12 protein-coding genes and 1 pseudogene are annotated in these 16,147 nt (G+C 70.8%); 9 read left to right on the top strand and 4 right to left on the bottom strand.

Annotated elements, in window-relative coordinates; translation table 11 throughout:
* Window positions 1-72: 72 nt before the first annotated feature.
* Window positions 73-318 carry an antitoxin gene (locus LWJ43_RS07845; protein ID WP_277331577.1) on the bottom strand — a complete coding sequence of 82 codons (246 nt, stop codon included), beginning with the start codon at window positions 316-318 and terminating at the stop codon, window positions 73-75.
* A 174-nt stretch (window positions 319-492) separates the two neighbouring features.
* Here LWJ43_RS07845 and miaA point away from each other — a divergent pair, with 174 nt between their 5' ends.
* Window positions 493-1,431 carry a tRNA (adenosine(37)-N6)-dimethylallyltransferase MiaA gene (gene miaA, locus LWJ43_RS07840; RefSeq protein WP_277331576.1) on the top strand — a complete coding sequence of 313 codons (939 nt, stop codon included), beginning with the start codon at window positions 493-495 and terminating at the stop codon, window positions 1,429-1,431.
* 257 nt (window positions 1,432-1,688) lie between these two features.
* Window positions 1,689-1,814 (top strand): annotated as a pseudogene (locus tag LWJ43_RS07835) (IS5/IS1182 family transposase); the annotation flags it as partial.
* Between the two features lie 193 nt (window positions 1,815-2,007).
* Here the strand turns inward: LWJ43_RS07835 and LWJ43_RS07830 are convergent.
* Window positions 2,008-2,922 (bottom strand): MBL fold metallo-hydrolase, encoded by a 915-nt coding sequence (locus tag LWJ43_RS07830; protein WP_277331575.1) that lies wholly within the window; start codon window positions 2,920-2,922, stop codon window positions 2,008-2,010.
* Between the two features lie 237 nt (window positions 2,923-3,159).
* Window positions 3,160-3,705 carry a hypothetical protein gene (locus LWJ43_RS07825; RefSeq protein WP_277336067.1) on the bottom strand — a complete coding sequence of 182 codons (546 nt, stop codon included), beginning with the start codon at window positions 3,703-3,705 and terminating at the stop codon, window positions 3,160-3,162.
* Between the two features lie 474 nt (window positions 3,706-4,179).
* On the opposite strand from LWJ43_RS07825, the gene LWJ43_RS07820 reads away from it, so the two are divergent.
* The 5 genes from LWJ43_RS07820 (at window position 4,180) to hflX (ending at window position 11,119) form a co-directional block, all read left to right on the top strand.
* The gene (locus LWJ43_RS07820) at window positions 4,180-4,617 is read left to right on the top strand and encodes a hypothetical protein (RefSeq protein WP_277335833.1); all 438 of its coding nucleotides are present in this window, start codon (window positions 4,180-4,182) and stop codon (window positions 4,615-4,617) included.
* Between the two features lie 67 nt (window positions 4,618-4,684).
* Complete coding sequence (gene dapF / locus LWJ43_RS07815; RefSeq protein ID WP_277331574.1) at window positions 4,685-5,557, top strand: diaminopimelate epimerase; 873 nt, start codon at window positions 4,685-4,687, stop codon at window positions 5,555-5,557.
* A 140-nt stretch (window positions 5,558-5,697) separates the two neighbouring features.
* On the top strand, window positions 5,698-7,845 hold the full coding sequence (locus LWJ43_RS07810; protein WP_277331573.1) for a RelA/SpoT family protein: 2,148 nt from the start codon (window positions 5,698-5,700) through the stop codon (window positions 7,843-7,845).
* Between the two features lie 101 nt (window positions 7,846-7,946).
* The gene (locus LWJ43_RS07805; protein WP_277331572.1) at window positions 7,947-9,464 is read left to right on the top strand and encodes a M1 family metallopeptidase; all 1,518 of its coding nucleotides are present in this window, start codon (window positions 7,947-7,949) and stop codon (window positions 9,462-9,464) included.
* A 134-nt stretch (window positions 9,465-9,598) separates the two neighbouring features.
* Window positions 9,599-11,119 carry a GTPase HflX gene (gene hflX / locus LWJ43_RS07800; RefSeq protein ID WP_277331571.1) on the top strand — a complete coding sequence of 507 codons (1,521 nt, stop codon included), beginning with the start codon at window positions 9,599-9,601 and terminating at the stop codon, window positions 11,117-11,119.
* Window positions 11,120-11,244: 125 nt separating this feature from the next.
* Here the strand turns inward: hflX and LWJ43_RS07795 are convergent, their stop codons facing one another.
* Entirely contained in the window at window positions 11,245-12,456 is a 1,212-nt protein-coding gene (locus tag LWJ43_RS07795) for a trypsin-like serine peptidase (RefSeq protein ID WP_277331570.1), read from the bottom strand.
* 337 nt (window positions 12,457-12,793) lie between these two features.
* Here LWJ43_RS07795 and LWJ43_RS07790 point away from each other — a divergent pair, with 337 nt between their 5' ends.
* Both LWJ43_RS07790 and LWJ43_RS07785 read left to right on the top strand, forming a co-directional pair.
* Entirely contained in the window at window positions 12,794-14,185 is a 1,392-nt protein-coding gene (locus LWJ43_RS07790; RefSeq protein ID WP_277331569.1) for a diaminobutyrate--2-oxoglutarate transaminase family protein, read from the top strand.
* A 28-nt stretch (window positions 14,186-14,213) separates the two neighbouring features.
* The gene (locus tag LWJ43_RS07785) at window positions 14,214-16,136 is read left to right on the top strand and encodes an IucA/IucC family protein (RefSeq protein ID WP_277331568.1); all 1,923 of its coding nucleotides are present in this window, start codon (window positions 14,214-14,216) and stop codon (window positions 16,134-16,136) included.
* The last annotated feature ends 11 nt before the right edge of the window (window positions 16,137-16,147 follow it).

The raw sequence follows: 16,147 nt of genomic DNA, 5'->3' as shown, positions 1-16,147 counted from the left end.
CGGTCCCTCCACCGGCACGGCCGAGGGCCGTGGAGCGGCTTCGCTCCACGACCCTCGGTTCCGGGACCCGCGTCAGGAAGCGGGCGGCGGAGGCGGCGTGCCGCCCTCGTTCTTGTTGCCCAGGCGGTCGACCGCGTCCTTGGCCTTCTGCGTGCCGGACACGATCTTGTCGCTGTACTTGCCCTTGGTCTTCTCGTCGACCGTGCGGGCGGCCTTGTCGAGGCCCTGGTCGATCTTGTCCCCGTGCTGCTGCGCGAGGTCGCCGACCTTCTCCTTGGCCGGAGCCAGCTTGGCCTTCAGGTTGTCCAGGAAACCCATGGGGTCACCTTCCGTGCTGGGGGGCTGTGCTCACATTTTACTCGGCTGTGAGCAAACTCGCGTCACTCGCCGTGTCCGTCCGCGCGGGGCGGAGTGAGAGGTTCCGTGCCGGGCGGAGCGGGAGCACCCGGCCGTCCGGTCCGGACGCGTCCCGAAGTTTGGGACACTGTCCCGGTGAGAACCCCAGCTCCCGCCCCCCGCGTCATCACCGTCGTCGGTCCCACCGCGGCCGGGAAGTCCGACCTGGGAGTGTTCCTCGCCCAACAGCTCGGCGGCGAAGTGGTCAACGCCGACTCCATGCAGCTGTACCGCGGCATGGACATCGGCACGGCGAAGCTGACGCTTCCCGAGCGTGACGGTGTCCCTCACCACCTGATGGACGTCTGGGACGTCACCGAGGCCGCGAGCGTCGCCGAATACCAGCGGCTCGCCCGCACCGAGATCGACCGGCTCCTGTCCGAAGGGCGGACCCCCGTCCTGGTCGGCGGATCGGGCCTCTACGTGAAGGGCGCCATCGACGCCCTCGAATTCCCCGGGACGGACCCCGAGGTGCGCGCCAGGCTCGAACAGGAGTTGACGGAGCAAGGTTCCGGCGTCCTGCACGCCCGGCTCGCCGCCGCGGACCCCGGGGCGGCCCGGGCCATCCTGGCGAGCAACGGGCGCCGTATCGTCCGGGCCCTGGAGGTCATCGAGATCACGGGCAAGCCCTTCACCGCCAATCTCCCCGGAGACGAGTCGGTCTACGACGCCCTCCAGATCGGTGTGGACGTCGAGCGCCCCGAACTGGACGAACGGATCCGCGCCCGCGTGGACCGGATGTGGGAGGCCGGGCTCGTGGAGGAGGTGCGCGCTCTGGAGGCCCGGGGGCTGCGCGAGGGGCGTACCGCCTCGCGTGCGCTCGGATACCAGCAGGTCCTCGCGGCGCTCGCGGGGGAGTGCACCGAGGACGAGGCCCGCGCGGAGACCGTACGCGCCACCAAACGCTTCGCGCGCCGTCAGGACTCGTGGTTCCGGCGTGACCCGCGTGTGGAGTGGCTGAGTGGCGCCGAGGAGCAGCGCGGAGAACTCCCGGGCCGGGCGCTGGCGTTGGTCGAACGAGCGGTTACAGCCTGATCGCATGACCACGAGAACGACGTGTAGCGGGAAGCTTCAGTGCTGCATCGACGCAGCTCAGAGCGATTCCAAGGTTTCGGGGCTTTATCGATGGTGCGCGGGATCGCCGGTTTGGTTAACCGGCGATCCCGCGCTATGTTGCCCCGCTCCGAGGTATGCGTGTTCAGCCCGTACGGCTGCAGCGGGGGCGGACGAACCCACGTCCAAGGTTCGCCTCAGCCCCGGGCGTGCACGACTGGGAGTGACACGTCCAGGGCGCCTGGCCGACCGGCTACCGCCGCCTCAACCACCGATACGAGAGGAAACCAGGCAACAACCTGGCCTTTCCCGGACTCGCAGCCGCTCTCTGCCGCTACAAACGATTCCTCGAACTGAGAATGTAGGACACGGTCTGAAAAGCGCCCCCGACGCCCCCCGGGCCCGGTGATGCCAGCCCCCAAGCCGTGCTTCGACAGGGGCTGCAGTCATGCCGGGTCCGGAGGGCGTCGGACTCATTACAGGACCGCGAAAGAGATGACGGGGCAGGGCCGCGCGTCCGTCCGCACCCGCGCGCAAACGTGATTGAGGACGACTCTCTCAGTGGTCCCACACGGTCGGTACGAAGCGGAAGGCGTTGTCGGCGGTCGCCACTTGGCAGACGGACGGGAACGGCAGGTGAGAGGCCATCAGGTGCTCGCCGGTCGCCGCCATCTCCTTCAGCAGACCCATCCGGACCCGGGCCGACTCCTCGGGATCGTGTTCGAAGCCGTTGAACCAGTTGGGCTGGTCGAACCCGCACTGGAAGATGGCATCGCCGGCGAATGTCAGCCGTTGGCCGCCCGACTCCAGGCGGATGATGCTGTGGCCGGGGGTGTGACCGCCCGTGCGCTTGATCAGCACGCCCGGAGCCACCTCGCGTTCAGTCTCGAACGGCTGCAACTGGCCGCGGTACACGTCCAGGAACCGCGCGGCCGTCGTACGGAGTACCTCGGGCACCGGTGCGGGCATGGCAGTGCGGGAGAAGTCCGGCGCTTCCCAGAACTCGGCTTCGGCCGCTGCCAGATGTACGCGCAGATCCCTGCGGAGCCGCCCCCTCAGGCCTTCGACGAGCAGCCCTCCGATGTGGTCCATGTGCAGGTGGGTGAGCACCACGTCGGTCACGGACGCGGGTGAGATCCCGGCCGCCTCCAGCCTCATGGCCAGCTGCCCGGCCCTGGGGAAACCCGGGAACTCCGTCCCCAGCCCGGAGTCGACGAGGATGGTCTGCTCCCCGCTGCGCACCACCGCCACGTTCAGCGGGTAGTCGATCACATCAGGTGAAAGGAAGTTGTCACTGAGCCAGGCCGACAGTTCGGCCTTCTCCGCGTTGGTGGCAAGCGTCGCGGGATCGATGGCAAGCACCCCGTCGCTGATCACCAACACCTCGATGTCGCCGACGTTCAACGCGTAACGCGACGGGACAAGTTCATCCCTCCGAAGTGCGTCAGGCTGTGCGGCGTGGCTATGCGTCATGCTGAACTCCTCCTGCAGAGCGTCCACCGAGGGCATCGGCGGGAAACGGTGTCACTCCGTCCGTTCTCTCTCTGAGACCGGACAGGGCCCCGGCCTGTGACATGTGCTCTGCTCGCACCACTCACGTGGTTATTCGGAACTCGCCCCTGCAGTAACTCATTTGGCCATCCGCCCAGGTCATCGAACGGCCGGCCGGCCGGTCCTGGTCGACCGCGACCGCACCGCCTTGCGGCCGCATCATCTGTGGGGCCGGGCATGACGTATGTCCGCACATGGTTGGGTGGGCGTGCACGTGGTGTCCGACAGCGAGCAACGGATCTGTCCGAGGCCGGCCGGTACTTCAAGTCCCGGCGTCCCCAAGTGGACAAGGCATGCAGCGGCCGTCACCTGAGCGAATGGCTCTGTGGCGTGCGCACTGGGGTGCGTACCGCCCGCAAGCGAGTCGAGTCCGGGCAGCATCGGCTTTGACAGGTCACCCACGCGATCGGATGGGCGAACGCGCATGATCGATCCGGCGAGGCCGCCGCGCGTTCGGATCGCCGCGGCGTCGATGACGAGGTCCGCGCGCATGTGGCCGGCGATCGCCCAGCGGGCCAGACGTCGCGATGCGAGGTCGATGACGGTGAAGCGTTCCACCACGAAGCTGTCGAAGGAGCGCATCCTGCGTGAGCCGGTCTCCGGATAGGCGTGGGTGCGCATCCGGGACTCGGTCGCGGCTTGCCTGCTGCCGGTGAGTCCGCGCTTGCGGGCGAACCATGCCTTCGCGTACTCCTCGAAGGCCATTTCGTCGAGGGTCTCCTGTTGTTCGGCGAAGGTCCTCGGGGTGGTTTTGCGGGCGGTGCAGAGCTCGGTCAGGCGCTCGACGGCGGCGTCCTGGGTGGGGAAGCCGGACTCCTCGGCCTGCTTGCCCCGGGTGTTGCGGAAGCGGATCGTGCAGAGGTGCGCGCAGCCTGGCGGGCGGCGGCACTCGCAGGGCTGAAGAAGCTCCCCATACTCCGCGCAAGCTTGTTCGACATGGTTCCTTCTCTGGCTGGCCGCGGCTGGTCAATCCGGCGCTGACCTGCGGCTATTGCTGACCTCTGGCTGACTCGCCGACCAGCGGCAGGCGCCTGACCTGCATAAACCCTCAAGCGGGGCTATAACAGCCTGATCACGTGATGGCATCGGGAAGCTCCGCCCGTCATTTCGGCGGCCGGCGGCGTGCCATCATCGAGCATCGATCGACCAGTGGAGTCCGAGTTGGGAGGGCGCGTGGCGATGGAGGCCGGCCCTCGCGACACAGACCGAGACGCACCGCACACGCGGCACGAGGCAGGACGTCTGAGCCCTGACGGGCCGGACGAGCACGACATCGTCCCCGAGGTCGAGGTCGAGCTCCGCCCCGCCCGCCGGGTGCGCATCTGGCAGCTCGCACCGATCGTGGTGCTGGCGGCGGCCGGTTCCCTGATGTTCGCCTTCCCGCTCGCCTTCGAGTTCGGCGGGGGCGGCGCCGTGGTGGCGATGCTGGGGCTCCTGATCAGCTGCTGCGCCGCGGGCTGGGGCATGATGGCGGCGCGGCGTGTCGGTCACAACTGGCCCGGTCTGCCGGTCGGAGGAACGAACGAGCGCGCCGACTGGCGGGTGATCGCGCTGTACGTCGGCGTGTGCGGGGTACTGGTCGCCCTGGCCGTCTGGCGCGTGGCCCGCCTCCGCTGAGGAGCCGCGGCCGACGGCGCGGCCCCCGGACCGGCGAACCGCCGGCACGGCCTCGTACAGTTGATCCGTGAGCACCTCGCAGATCGCCTTCCTCAAGGGACACGGCACCGAGAACGACTTCGTGATCGTTCCGGACCCGGACAACTCCCTCGACCTGCCTGTTCCCGTCGTGGCCCGGCTCTGCGACCGCCGCGCGGGCATCGGCGGCGACGGACTCCTGCACGTCGTCCGGTCCGCCGCGCACCCCGACGCCCGCGCCATGGCGGAGGACGCGGAGTGGTTCATGGACTACCGCAACGCCGACGGGTCGGTCGCCGAGATGTGCGGCAACGGGGTCCGTGTGTTCGCCCGCTACCTGCAGCGTGCCGGGTTCGCGGCCGAAGGCGACCTGGCCGTCGCGACCCGGGGCGGGGTCAAGCGCGTGCACATCGCCAAGGACGGCGACATCACGGTCTCCATGGGGCGGGCGGAGCTCCCCGACGCCGGAGTCACGGTCACCCTGGACGGCCGTAGCTGGGACGCCCGGAACGTGAACATGGGCAACCCGCACGCCGTCGCGTTCGTCGAGGACCTGGACCACGCCGGGGACCTGCTCTCCGTACCGCCGTTCAGCCCGCAGTCCGTCTACCCGGACGGCGTCAACATCGAGTTCGTCGCGGACCGCGGACCGCGGCACGTCGCGATGCGCGTCCACGAGCGCGGCTCCGGCGAGACCCGCTCCTGCGGCACGGGCGCCTGCGCCGTGGCCGTCGCGGCGGCACGCAGGGACGGCGTGGACCCCGCGCAGACGGGAGCCCCTGCGACGTACACGGTGGACCTCCCCGGCGGCACCCTGGTGATCACCGAACACGCCGACGGCGGGATCGACATGACAGGCCCGGCGGTCATCGTCGCCGAGGGCGTGATCGACTCCGCATGGGTCGAAACGGTGATCGGTTAGAGCTTCGCTCGAATGGGTGATCCGTTTCACGCTGGGCGAGAGCTGGACTGCGCCACGTGGTGGGGTCGATAGCATCAAGCACCGGCCCTGGGGTGCATCCGCATCCCTTCCCTGCCGGTCGACGTCGCCGGAGGTGCCCCATGAGCGCAGAGGCCGCCAATCCAGGTGCTCCCCTTCGCAAGCGCGGTCGTGCGCGGATCGATCTGCGCAGGCTGGGCCGTGTCGCCCTGCTCGGGCCGGCCTCCCGTGACCGGCTCCCCGACGCCATCGGGCACGTGGCGGAGGCGCACCGCGCGCACCACCCGGACGCCGACCTGTCCATTCTGAGCAGGGCCTACGTACTCGCCGAGTCCTCCCACCGCGGCCAGATGCGCAAGAGCGGTGAGCCCTACATCACCCATCCCCTCGCGGTCACCCTCATCCTCGCCGAACTCGGTGCCGAGACGACGACCCTGACGGCCTCCCTGCTCCACGACACGGTCGAGGACACCGAGGTGACCCTCGATCAGGTGCGGGAGGAGTTCGGCGACGAGGTCTGTTACCTGGTCGACGGCGTCACCAAGCTCGAGAAGGTCGACTACGGGGCCGCCGCCGAGCCCGAGACCTTCCGCAAGATGCTCGTCGCCACCGGGAACGACGTCCGCGTCATGTCGATCAAACTGGCCGACCGGCTGCACAACATGCGCACCCTCGGCGTCATGCGGCCCGAGAAGCAGGCCAGGATCGCCAAGGTCACCCGGGACGTGCTCATCCCGCTCGCCGAACGCCTCGGCGTGCAGGCGCTCAAGACGGAACTCGAAGACCTCGTCTTCGCGATCCTGCACCCGGAGGAGTACGAGCGCACCCGTGCCCTGATCTCCGCCTGGGAAGGTGCGCAGGACCCGCTCTCGGAGATCGCCGACAGGGTCAGATCCACCCTGCGGGAAGCCGGCATCAACGCCGAAGTGCTCATCAGACCCCGCCACTTCGTCTCGGTGCACCGGGTCAGGATCAAACGCGGCGAGATGCGGGGCACCGACTTCGGACGGCTGCTCGTGCTGGTCGGGGAGGACGCCGACTGTTACGCCGTCCTGGGCGAACTGCACACCTGTCTCACACCGGTGATCTCCGAGTTCAAGGACTTCATCGCGGCCCCCAAGTTCAACCTCTACCAGTCACTGCACACGGCGGTGGTCGGTTCCGAGGGCGCGGTCGCCGAGGTCCTCATCCGCACGCACCGGATGCACAAGGTCGCCGAGGCCGGAGTCGTCGCGCTCGGCAACCCCTACACCCAGGACGGCACCACCGCCGGGCAGCAGCCGGAACCCGCGGACGGCGAACGTGCCGACCCGACCAGGCCCGGTTGGCTCTCCCGCCTCCTGGACTGGCAGGAATCGGCGACCGACTCCGACACCTTCTGGGCCACACTGCGCGCCGACCTCGCCCAGGACCGGGAGATCACGGTCTTCCGCACCGACGGCGGGACGCTCGGACTGCCGGCCGGCGCCAGCTGCGTCGACGCCGCCTACGCGCAGTACGGCGACGAGGCCCACGGCTGCATCGGAGCCCGTGTCAACGGCCGGCTGGCCACCCTCAGCACCGCACTGAACGACGGCGACACCGTGCAGCTCCTGCTCGGCCAGGACGCCTCGTCCGGACCCTCCCCGGAGTGGCTCGACCACGCGCGCACTCCCGCCGCCCGGATCGCCATCACCGGGTGGCTCGACGCCCATCCCGACGGCGCGCAGGGGGCGGGGAAGAGCCGGCCCGACACGCCGAGGCCGCAGGCGCAGCCCGCCGAGGACACGGCGAACAGCCGGAGCCGGGCCGCCGACCGGGCGGCCGACGTGGTCGTCGACATGCCGGGGGCGCCGGTCCGGCTCGCCGGATGCTGCACCCCCGTGCCGCCCGACAGCATCATCGGGTTCACCGTGCGCGGCGGGGCGGTCACCGTGCACCGCGAGGAGTGCCCGGCGGTGGCCCGTATGCGGGGGATCGGCCGGGCGGCCGTCGGGGCCCGCTGGAACGACCCGGGCGACTGGAGCGGCACCACCGACTACAAGGTCACCCTCGTCGCGGAGTCCTTCGGGCGTCCCCGGCTCCTCGCCGACCTCACCGAGGCCATCGCGACCGCGGACGCCGCCATCGTCTCGGCGACCGTCGAGCCGCCCAGCGAACAGCGTGTCCGGCACACCTACACGCTGCAGCTGCCGGACGCCGCAGGCCTGCCGGGCCTCATGCGGGCGATGCGTGACGTGCCCGGCGTGTACGACGTGAGCCGCGCCCAGCAGCCCGCCGCCACGGGCTGACCGCCGCCCCGGCCTCTCCTTGCCGCTGCGGGGCGACCCCGTTCGGGTGGTGCGGCGCGCGCCACTCCCGCGCGGACGGCGCACGCTGGTAGCCGTAGTCCATGCCGCTCACCTCCCGCCGACTGCGTGCAGCCCTGCTCGCCACCGCGTCGGTCACCCTCGTCGCCGCCACCCTGCCCGCACCCGAGCCGCTCGGCATCGGCGACCGACTGTTCCCCCACCTGGGCAACCCCGGATACGACGTCCTCTCGTACGACATCTCGTTCACCTACACGGGCGTCAACACCAGGCCCCTCGAAGCGGTCACCACCATCGACGCGCGGACCACGGCACCCCTGGACCGGATCAACCTCGACTTCGCGCGGGGCACCGTCCGGTCCGTCGAGGTCGACGGGCTCGGCTCTGAGTTCGCCACCGCGGGTGAGGACCTGGTCGTCGACACCCCCTCGTGGCTCCCGGCGGGAACGCCTGTGCGGATCACCGTCCGGCACACGAGCGACCCCTCGGGGGACAAGGCCAACGGAGGCTGGGTACCGACCTCCGACGGACTCGCGATGGCGAACCAGGCCGACGCCGCTCACCGCGTCTTCCCCGGCAACGATCACCCCGCCGACAAGGCGTACTTCACCTTCCGGGTGACCGCGCCGAAGGAGTTCACGGTCGTCGCCGGCGGTCTGCCCGCCGGGAGGCGCGAACACGCCGGCGCGACCACCTGGACCTACCGCACCGAGCATCCGATGGCGACGGAACTGGCCCAGGTGTCCATCGGCCGCTCCGCCGTCCTGCACCGAACGGGACCGCGGGGACTGCCGGTGCGTGACGTGGTGCCCGCCGCCGACCGGGCGAAGCTGGAGCCCTGGCTGAAGAAGACCCCGGCGCAGCTGGCCTGGATGGAGGAGCAGGTCGGCCCGTACCCGTTCGAGACGTACGGGCTCCTGGTCGCCGACGCCGAGACGGGCTTCGAGCTGGAGACCCAGACGCTCTCGCTCTTCGAACGCTCCCTGTTCACCGGGGCCGGCTACCCCGAGTGGTACGTCGACTCCGTGATGGTGCACGAGCTCGCCCACCAGTGGTTCGGCAACAGCGTCTCCCCGCGGTCCTGGTCCGACCTGTGGCTCAACGAGGGACACGCCACCTGGTACGAGGCCCGCTACGCCGAGGAACACGCGCGGAAGCCGATGGAGCGGCGGATGCGTGAGGCCTACGCCCGTTCCGACGCCTGGCGCGCCGCGGGCGGCCCGCCCGCCCGCCCCGACGCCCCCACCCCCGACCACAAGATCAGCCTGTTCAGGCCGGTCGTGTACGACGGGAGCGCGCTCATCCTGTACGCGCTGCGCGAGGAGATCGGCGAGGCCGCGTTCGACCGTCTGGAACGCACCTGGGTCCGGGCCCACCGGAACGGGTCGGCGACCACGCGGCAGTTCACGGACCTCGCGTCGAGGATCGCGGGGCGGGACCTGACGGCGTTCTTCGACGGGTGGCTGTACGGGGAGAAGACCCCACCGATGCCGGGGCACCCCGACTGGCGCAGCGAGACGCCCAGGAGCGCCGGAGGCGGTGGGAGTCCCGCGCCCGCCGTGCACGGGCAGGGCCCCGGGCAGGCACCGAAACCCCGGTGACGCGCCGGGCGGGAACATGTCACTATCGACGCGTCGGCACGGCGGCCGGCCGGTGGATCGCCCCACGGGGGAATCTTCCGGCGGGGTCACACGTTGTGACTGACGTATCGGACTTCTATCGACGTAAGGATCCAATGACCTCCTCTTCCTCCCTTCCCCAGGACGCGCAGGACGCGCAGAGCGCCACGGAAGCCAACTCCGAGAGCCTCACCGAGAGCCTTCGGGCCGACGCCCTGATGGAAGAGGACGTCGCCTGGAGCCACGAGATCGACGGAGCGCGGGACGGAGACCAGCTCGACCGTTCAGACAGGGCGGCACTGCGCCGTGTCGCGGGACTCTCCACCGAGCTCGAGGACGTCACCGAGGTCGAGTACCGGCAGCTGCGCCTGGAGCGCGTGGTTCTCGTCGGTGTCTGGACATCGGGGACCGTCCACGACGCGGAGATCTCCCTCGCGGAGCTCGCGGCCCTCGCCGAGACGGCGGGCGCCCAGGTGCTCGACGCCGTGTTCCAGCGGCGCGACAAGCCCGACCCGGCCACCTACATCGGCTCGGGCAAGGCGCTGGAGCTGCGTGACATCGTCCTCGAATCCGGGGCCGACACCGTCGTCTGCGACGGTGAGCTCAGCCCCGGCCAGCTGATCCACCTGGAAGACGTCGTCAAGGTCAAGGTGGTCGACAGGACCGCGCTGATCCTCGACATCTTCGCCCAGCACGCCAAGTCCCGCGAGGGCAAGGCGCAGGTGTCGCTGGCACAGATGCAGTACATGCTCCCGCGCCTGCGGGGCTGGGGTCAGTCGCTGTCCCGTCAGATGGGCGGTGGCGGTTCCAGCGGCGGTGGCGGCATGGCGACCCGTGGTCCTGGTGAGACCAAGATCGAGACGGACCGTCGGCGGATCCGCGAGAAGATGGCGAAGATGCGCCGGGAGATCGCGGAGATGAAGACCGGCCGCGAGATCAAGCGCCAGGAACGCAGGCGCAACAAGGTGCCTTCGGTGGCCATCGCCGGATACACCAACGCCGGGAAGTCCTCGCTGCTCAACCGGCTCACCGGCGCGGGCGTACTGGTGGAGAACGCCCTGTTCGCCACCCTCGACCCGACCGTGCGCCGCGCCGAGACACCGAGCGGCCGGATCTACACCCTCGCCGACACGGTCGGCTTCGTGCGGCACCTTCCCCACCACCTGGTCGAGGCGTTCCGCTCCACCATGGAGGAGGTCGGCGACTCCGACCTCATCCTGCACGTGGTCGACGGCGCGCACCCGGTGCCGGAGGAGCAGCTCGCCGCCGTGCGTCAGGTGATCCGGGAGGTCGGCGCGGTCGACGTACCCGAGATCGTCGTGATCAACAAGGCGGACGCGGCGGACCCGCTCGTGCTGCAGCGCCTGCTGCGCACCGAGAAGCACGCGATCGCGGTGTCGGCGCGTACCGGAGCCGGTATCGACGAGCTGCTCGCGCTGATCGACGCCGAGCTCCCGCGCCCGTCCGTCGAGATCGAGGCACTCGTGCCGTACACCCAGGGAGCGCTCGTCTCCCGGGTGCACGCCGAGGGCGAGGTCCTCTCCGAGGAGCACACCCCGGAGGGCACGCTCCTCAAGGCCCGGGTCCACGAGGAACTGAGCGCGGACCTCGGGATGTTCGCACCGGTCGCCCACTGACGCGACCGACGCACGGAGGCCGGGCCCCCTTCCTGGGGGCCCGGCCTCCGTGCGTCGTCCCGCTGTCGGTCATGCCCGGGACACCGTGGGGAGCCCGGGCACGACCGTCCGGCGACGGCCGCGGTCTACCGTCCCGCGTACTTCTTGCTCACGGCCTCGTAGACGCCCTTGGCCTCCTTGCCCAGGCGCGGGCCGGCCAGCCAGCCCGCCCTCACCGGGCCGATGGAGGTGTTCGAGACCAGGGCGGGCTCACCGTCCTGCCCCTCCGCGACCCAGCCACCACCGGAGGAACCACCGGTCATCGTGCAGCCGACGCGGTACATCGTCGGCTGCGCCTCGAAGACCGACAGGCGGCCCGGCCGGTCGGTGCACTGCAGCGCCTTCTGCCCGTCGTACGGCGGGGCCGCCGGGTAGCCGGTCGCCGTCATGCTGTCGATCTCGGGGACGGCCGGGGCGTTGAACTCCACCGGGAGCGCCGAACCGACGGTCTCCTCGAGGGACTTGCCTGTCGAGCCCTTCTCCGGAGCGACCTGCAGCACGGCGAAGTCGTAGGGAGCGCCCTGCCCGCCGGTCGCGGCGCCCTGGTTGATCCACTGGTCGGAGGTCTGCGCCCACTGGCCCCACCACAGGCCGTACGGAGCGATCTCCTCCTTGGAGGCGTTCTGCAGCTCGGCCGTCGACATGCCGCTGTCGTTGTACGAGGGCACGAAGGCGATGTTGCGGTACCAGCCGCCGTTCTTGCCCGCGTGCACACAGTGGCCGGCCGTCCAGACCATGTTGGACTTGCCCGGGTGGGCCGGGTCCTGCACGACGGTCGCGGAGCAGACCATCGAACCCTCGGGGCCGTCGAACAGGAGCTTCCCGGACGCGGGCGCGCTGTCGTGGTACGGGGTCTTCAGGCCCGCCGCCTCGACCGGTGCGGGGGTCGGGTCAGTCACACCCTCGTCGCCGGAGATGTCGTTGTCGACGGGGTTCTCCGGGGGCTTGTCGGCCTCCCGCATCCGGTCCGGGTCCCAGAGGTCCTCGATGATCGGGTTGACGTAGTCCTTGGCCTCACGCAGCCACGTGTCCTTGTCCCAGTTCTTCCACTCGCCGTCCCGCCATTTGTCGAGGTCGATCCCGTGCTCCTTGAGCCGGTCCTTGAGATCGTCCGGGATGGTGACCTTCCCGTCGGAGGACTGGCCGGTGGAACTGCTCGGTTCGCTGATCGCGCCGTTCTCGTCCGGCCCGCAGGCGGCGGCGGTGAGCGTCAGGACACCGGCGAGGGCGGCTGCGGCGAACACTCGGGGGGTGCGGCGGGCACTCCCCACGCGGTGTGCGGTATCGGTCGGGCGCATGGGTCGCATCTGGTGATCCCCCTGGGACTTCGTCACTGACGTCGGTACTGCACTGCGGACTCGGGGTGCGCGGTACGGAGTTGCCTCGACCGCGCACGCTTCGGAGCGGCGGCTCCGCCCCCGGTGCGGCCCCTACTATGCCGGTGCCGATGGGGACGGTGCGCGCCAGGGCCGCGGTTCCGCCTGCGCAAGGATCTTCCGATTCAGCCGTGATCTCCCGCGTTCCGCGTCGTTGGTACGTACGGGGGACACCCGGACGGCGTTCATGGGCGCGGTCCGTCTTCGCGGGACCGTACGCATGGCAACCCAACTGTTACAGCAGGAGGACCGAACAGCCGTGGCCGTGACCGAACCAGCTCCGGTGGGACTTCCCCCCGCGCACGAAGGCATCCTGCGGCGTCAGGCCCTCCGCGAATCGGCCGCCCGCACCTATGCGCGGTCCCTGCCGATCGTGCCCGTACGCGCGCGGGGCATGACCATCGAGGGGGCGGACGGCCGGCGCTACCTCGACTGCCTGTCAGGGGCGGGAACCCTGGCCCTCGGTCACAACCACCCCGTCGTGCTCGAGGCAGTCAGGAAGGTCATCGACTCCGGCGCGCCGCTGCACGTGCTGGATCTGGCCACACCGGTCAAGGACACCTTCACGACCGAGCTGTTCTCCACCCTGCCCAAGGAGCTGGCCGACAACGCCCGGATCCAGTTCTGCGGTCCGGCGGGCACCGACGCCGTCGAGGCGGCGTTCAAGCTCGTCCGTGCGGCGAGCGGACGCAGTGAACTCCTCTCGTTCACCGGCGCCTACCACGGGATGACCGCGGGCGCGCTGGCCGCATCGGGCGGCGCGACGGACGTGCGCGTGACGAGACTGCCCTTCCCGCACAGCTACCGCTGCCCCTTCGGAGCGGGCGGCGAGCGCGGCGCCGACATCGCCGCGCGCTGGACGGAATACCTCCTGGACGACCCCAAGGGCGGTGTGCCCGCACCGGCCGCCATGATCCTCGAACCGGTCCAGGGCGAGGGCGGGGTGAACCCCGCCCCGGACGGCTGGATGCGCCGGATGCGGGAGATCACCCAGGAGCGGTCCATCGCCCTGATCGCGGACGAGGTGCAGACCGGGGTCGGCAGGACCGGCACCTTCTGGGCGGTCGAACACAGCGGTATCGTGCCCGACGTGATGGTGCTCTCGAAAGCCATCGGAGGCTCGCTTCCCCTTGCCGTGATCGTCTACCGCTCGGAGCTCGACCTCTGGCAGCCGGGTGCCCACGCGGGCACCTTCCGGGGCAACCAGCTCGCCATGGCGGCCGGCGCCGCGACGCTCGCCTACGTGCGGGAGAACCGGCTCGCCGAACGCGCCGGAACGCTGGGCGCGCGCATGCTCGCCAGGCTCCAGGCCCTGAGCGCGGACCACCCGAGCATCGGTGACGTCCGGGGCCGCGGTCTGATGATCGGCATCGAGCTCGTCGACCCCGAGGCCGGGCCGCCGACCGTCACCGCGGAGAACGGCTCCGCCCCACCGCCCGACCCCGCGCTCGCCGCGGCGGTGCAGCAGGAATGCCTGCGCCGGGGCCTCATCGTCGAGATCGGCGGTCGCCACGGTGCCGTGGTCCGGCTGCTCCCTCCTCTCACGCTCACCGACGAACAGGCGACGGCGGTCGTCGACCGCCTCGCCGACGCGCTGAGAGCGGCCGAGTGCTCGCCGAACCGCCGGGCGGCCGCCGGGCCGACCCGCTGACTCCGGACCCCTCACAAGGAAGACAGCCGTGAACCCCACCCCCACGCCGCCCGAGGCCGACGGCCCCCCCACCGGCCGCCAGCGCGGACACGACCTGCCGGAGGGCCCGCTCGCCGTCGAGTCGACGACCGTGCCGCGCCAGAAGGCCGGTCCGCACGGAACCCCGCGTGCCGGGGCGACCGACCCCACCGGCGCCCCGGCCGACCGCCCCTGCCCCACGGAGCCGGATCCACTGGACCATCCGGATCCGCTCCGGGCCGCCGACTCGGCCGGTACGGAGAACCTGCTGCGCTGCTGGACCAGGGAGAACGACCTGCCCCGTCCGCAGGGCGACACCCTGCGCGTGCCCCTTCCCGCAAGCGGTACCGCACTGATCGTCCCGGTCACCCACTGGTCCGCCACCGGCTGGCACCGCTTCGGGTCCCCGGCCCTGGAGGGCGCGCCCGCGGGCGCACCGGGCGTCGACGCCGTCACCGTGGCCGCGCTCCTGAGCCGTGAGAGCGAGCGGAACTCCGCGGTCGATCTGGTGGCCAGGGTCGCCGACTCCGTACGGCACACGGCTGCCTTCATCGCGGCCCGGCGCCGCACACCCATCACGTCGTCCGAGGCCGACCTCTTCCTCACCGCCGAGCAGTCCCTGGTCCTCGGCCACCCCCTGCACCCCACACCCAAGAGCCGCGAAGGCCTCTCCGAGTCCGAAACGCTCCTCTACTCACCCGAGTTGCGCGGTTCCTTCCCGCTCCACTGGATCGCCGTGGACCGCTCCGTGCTGGCCACGGAGTCGACATGGACGAAGGCCGGCAGGCCCGTTCCGGCGGAAGCACTCCTCGCTCCGCACGCCGAAGGCCTGAGCCTCCCCGAAGGGAGCGCGGCCCTCCCGCTCCACCCCTGGCAGGCCGCGGAGGTCCTGCGACGCCCCGACGTCGTCGCACTGTGCGAGAAAGGCCTGCTGCACGACCTCGGCCCGCACGGGGAACGCTGGCACCCCACCTCCTCCGTCCGCACCGTGCACCGTCCCGGCTCCGACGTCATGCTGAAGCTGTCCCTGGGCGTGCGCATCACCAACTCCCGCCGGGAGAACCTCCGCAAGGAACTGCACCGCGGGGCCGAGGTCCACCGCCTGCTGCGCACCGGTCTGGCCGACCGGTGGCAGGAGGCGCACCCGGGCTTCGACATCGTCCGGGATCCCGCATGGCTGGCGGTCGACCACCCGGACGGCGGGCCCGTCCCCGGCCTCGACGTGATGCTCCGCCACAATCCCTTCGGCCCGGCCGACGACGCCGTGTGCATCGCCGGCCTCACCGCCCCCCGCCCGTGGCCAGGCCGGGCGGGCACACACTCGCGGCTCGCCGACACGATCCACTCGCTGGCCGCCCGCACGGGCAGGGCGACCGGTGCGGTGTGCGCCGAGTGGTTCCTGCGCTACCTCGACCGCGTCGTCCTCCCCGTCCTCTGGCTCGACGCGCACGCCGGCGTCGCACTGGAAGCCCATCAGCAGAACACGCTCGTCATCCTCGACGCGGACGGCTGGCCCGTCGGCGGCAGGTACCGCGACAACCAGGGCTACTACTTCCGGGAGTCCCACCGGTCCGCGCTCGAACGACGGCTTCCGGGCATCGGCGCCGTCAGCGACACCTTCGTCTCGGACGCCGTCACCGACGAGCGGCTCGCCTACTACCTCGGCATCAACAACGTGTTCGGTCTCATCGGAGCGTTCGGCGCCCAGCGGCTCGCCGACGAACAGCTCCTCCTCGCCGCGTTCCGACGCTTCCTCGAAGGCGCCGTACGGCTGGGCTCCCCCCTGCCCGCCTACCTTCTGGAAACCCGGCAACTGCGCTGCAAGGCCAACCTGCTGACCCGGATGCACGGCCTCGACGAGCTGGTCGGGCCGGTGGACACGCAGTCCGTGTACGTCACCATCGCCAATCCACTCCGCGGCGACACGGCATGACCGTCTGAACC

The organism is Streptomyces sp. JH34, from assembly GCF_029428875.1.
In the GTDB taxonomy this organism is placed as follows: domain Bacteria; phylum Actinomycetota; class Actinomycetes; order Streptomycetales; family Streptomycetaceae; genus Streptomyces.
This window is presented reverse-complemented; position numbering and strand designations above follow the sequence as displayed.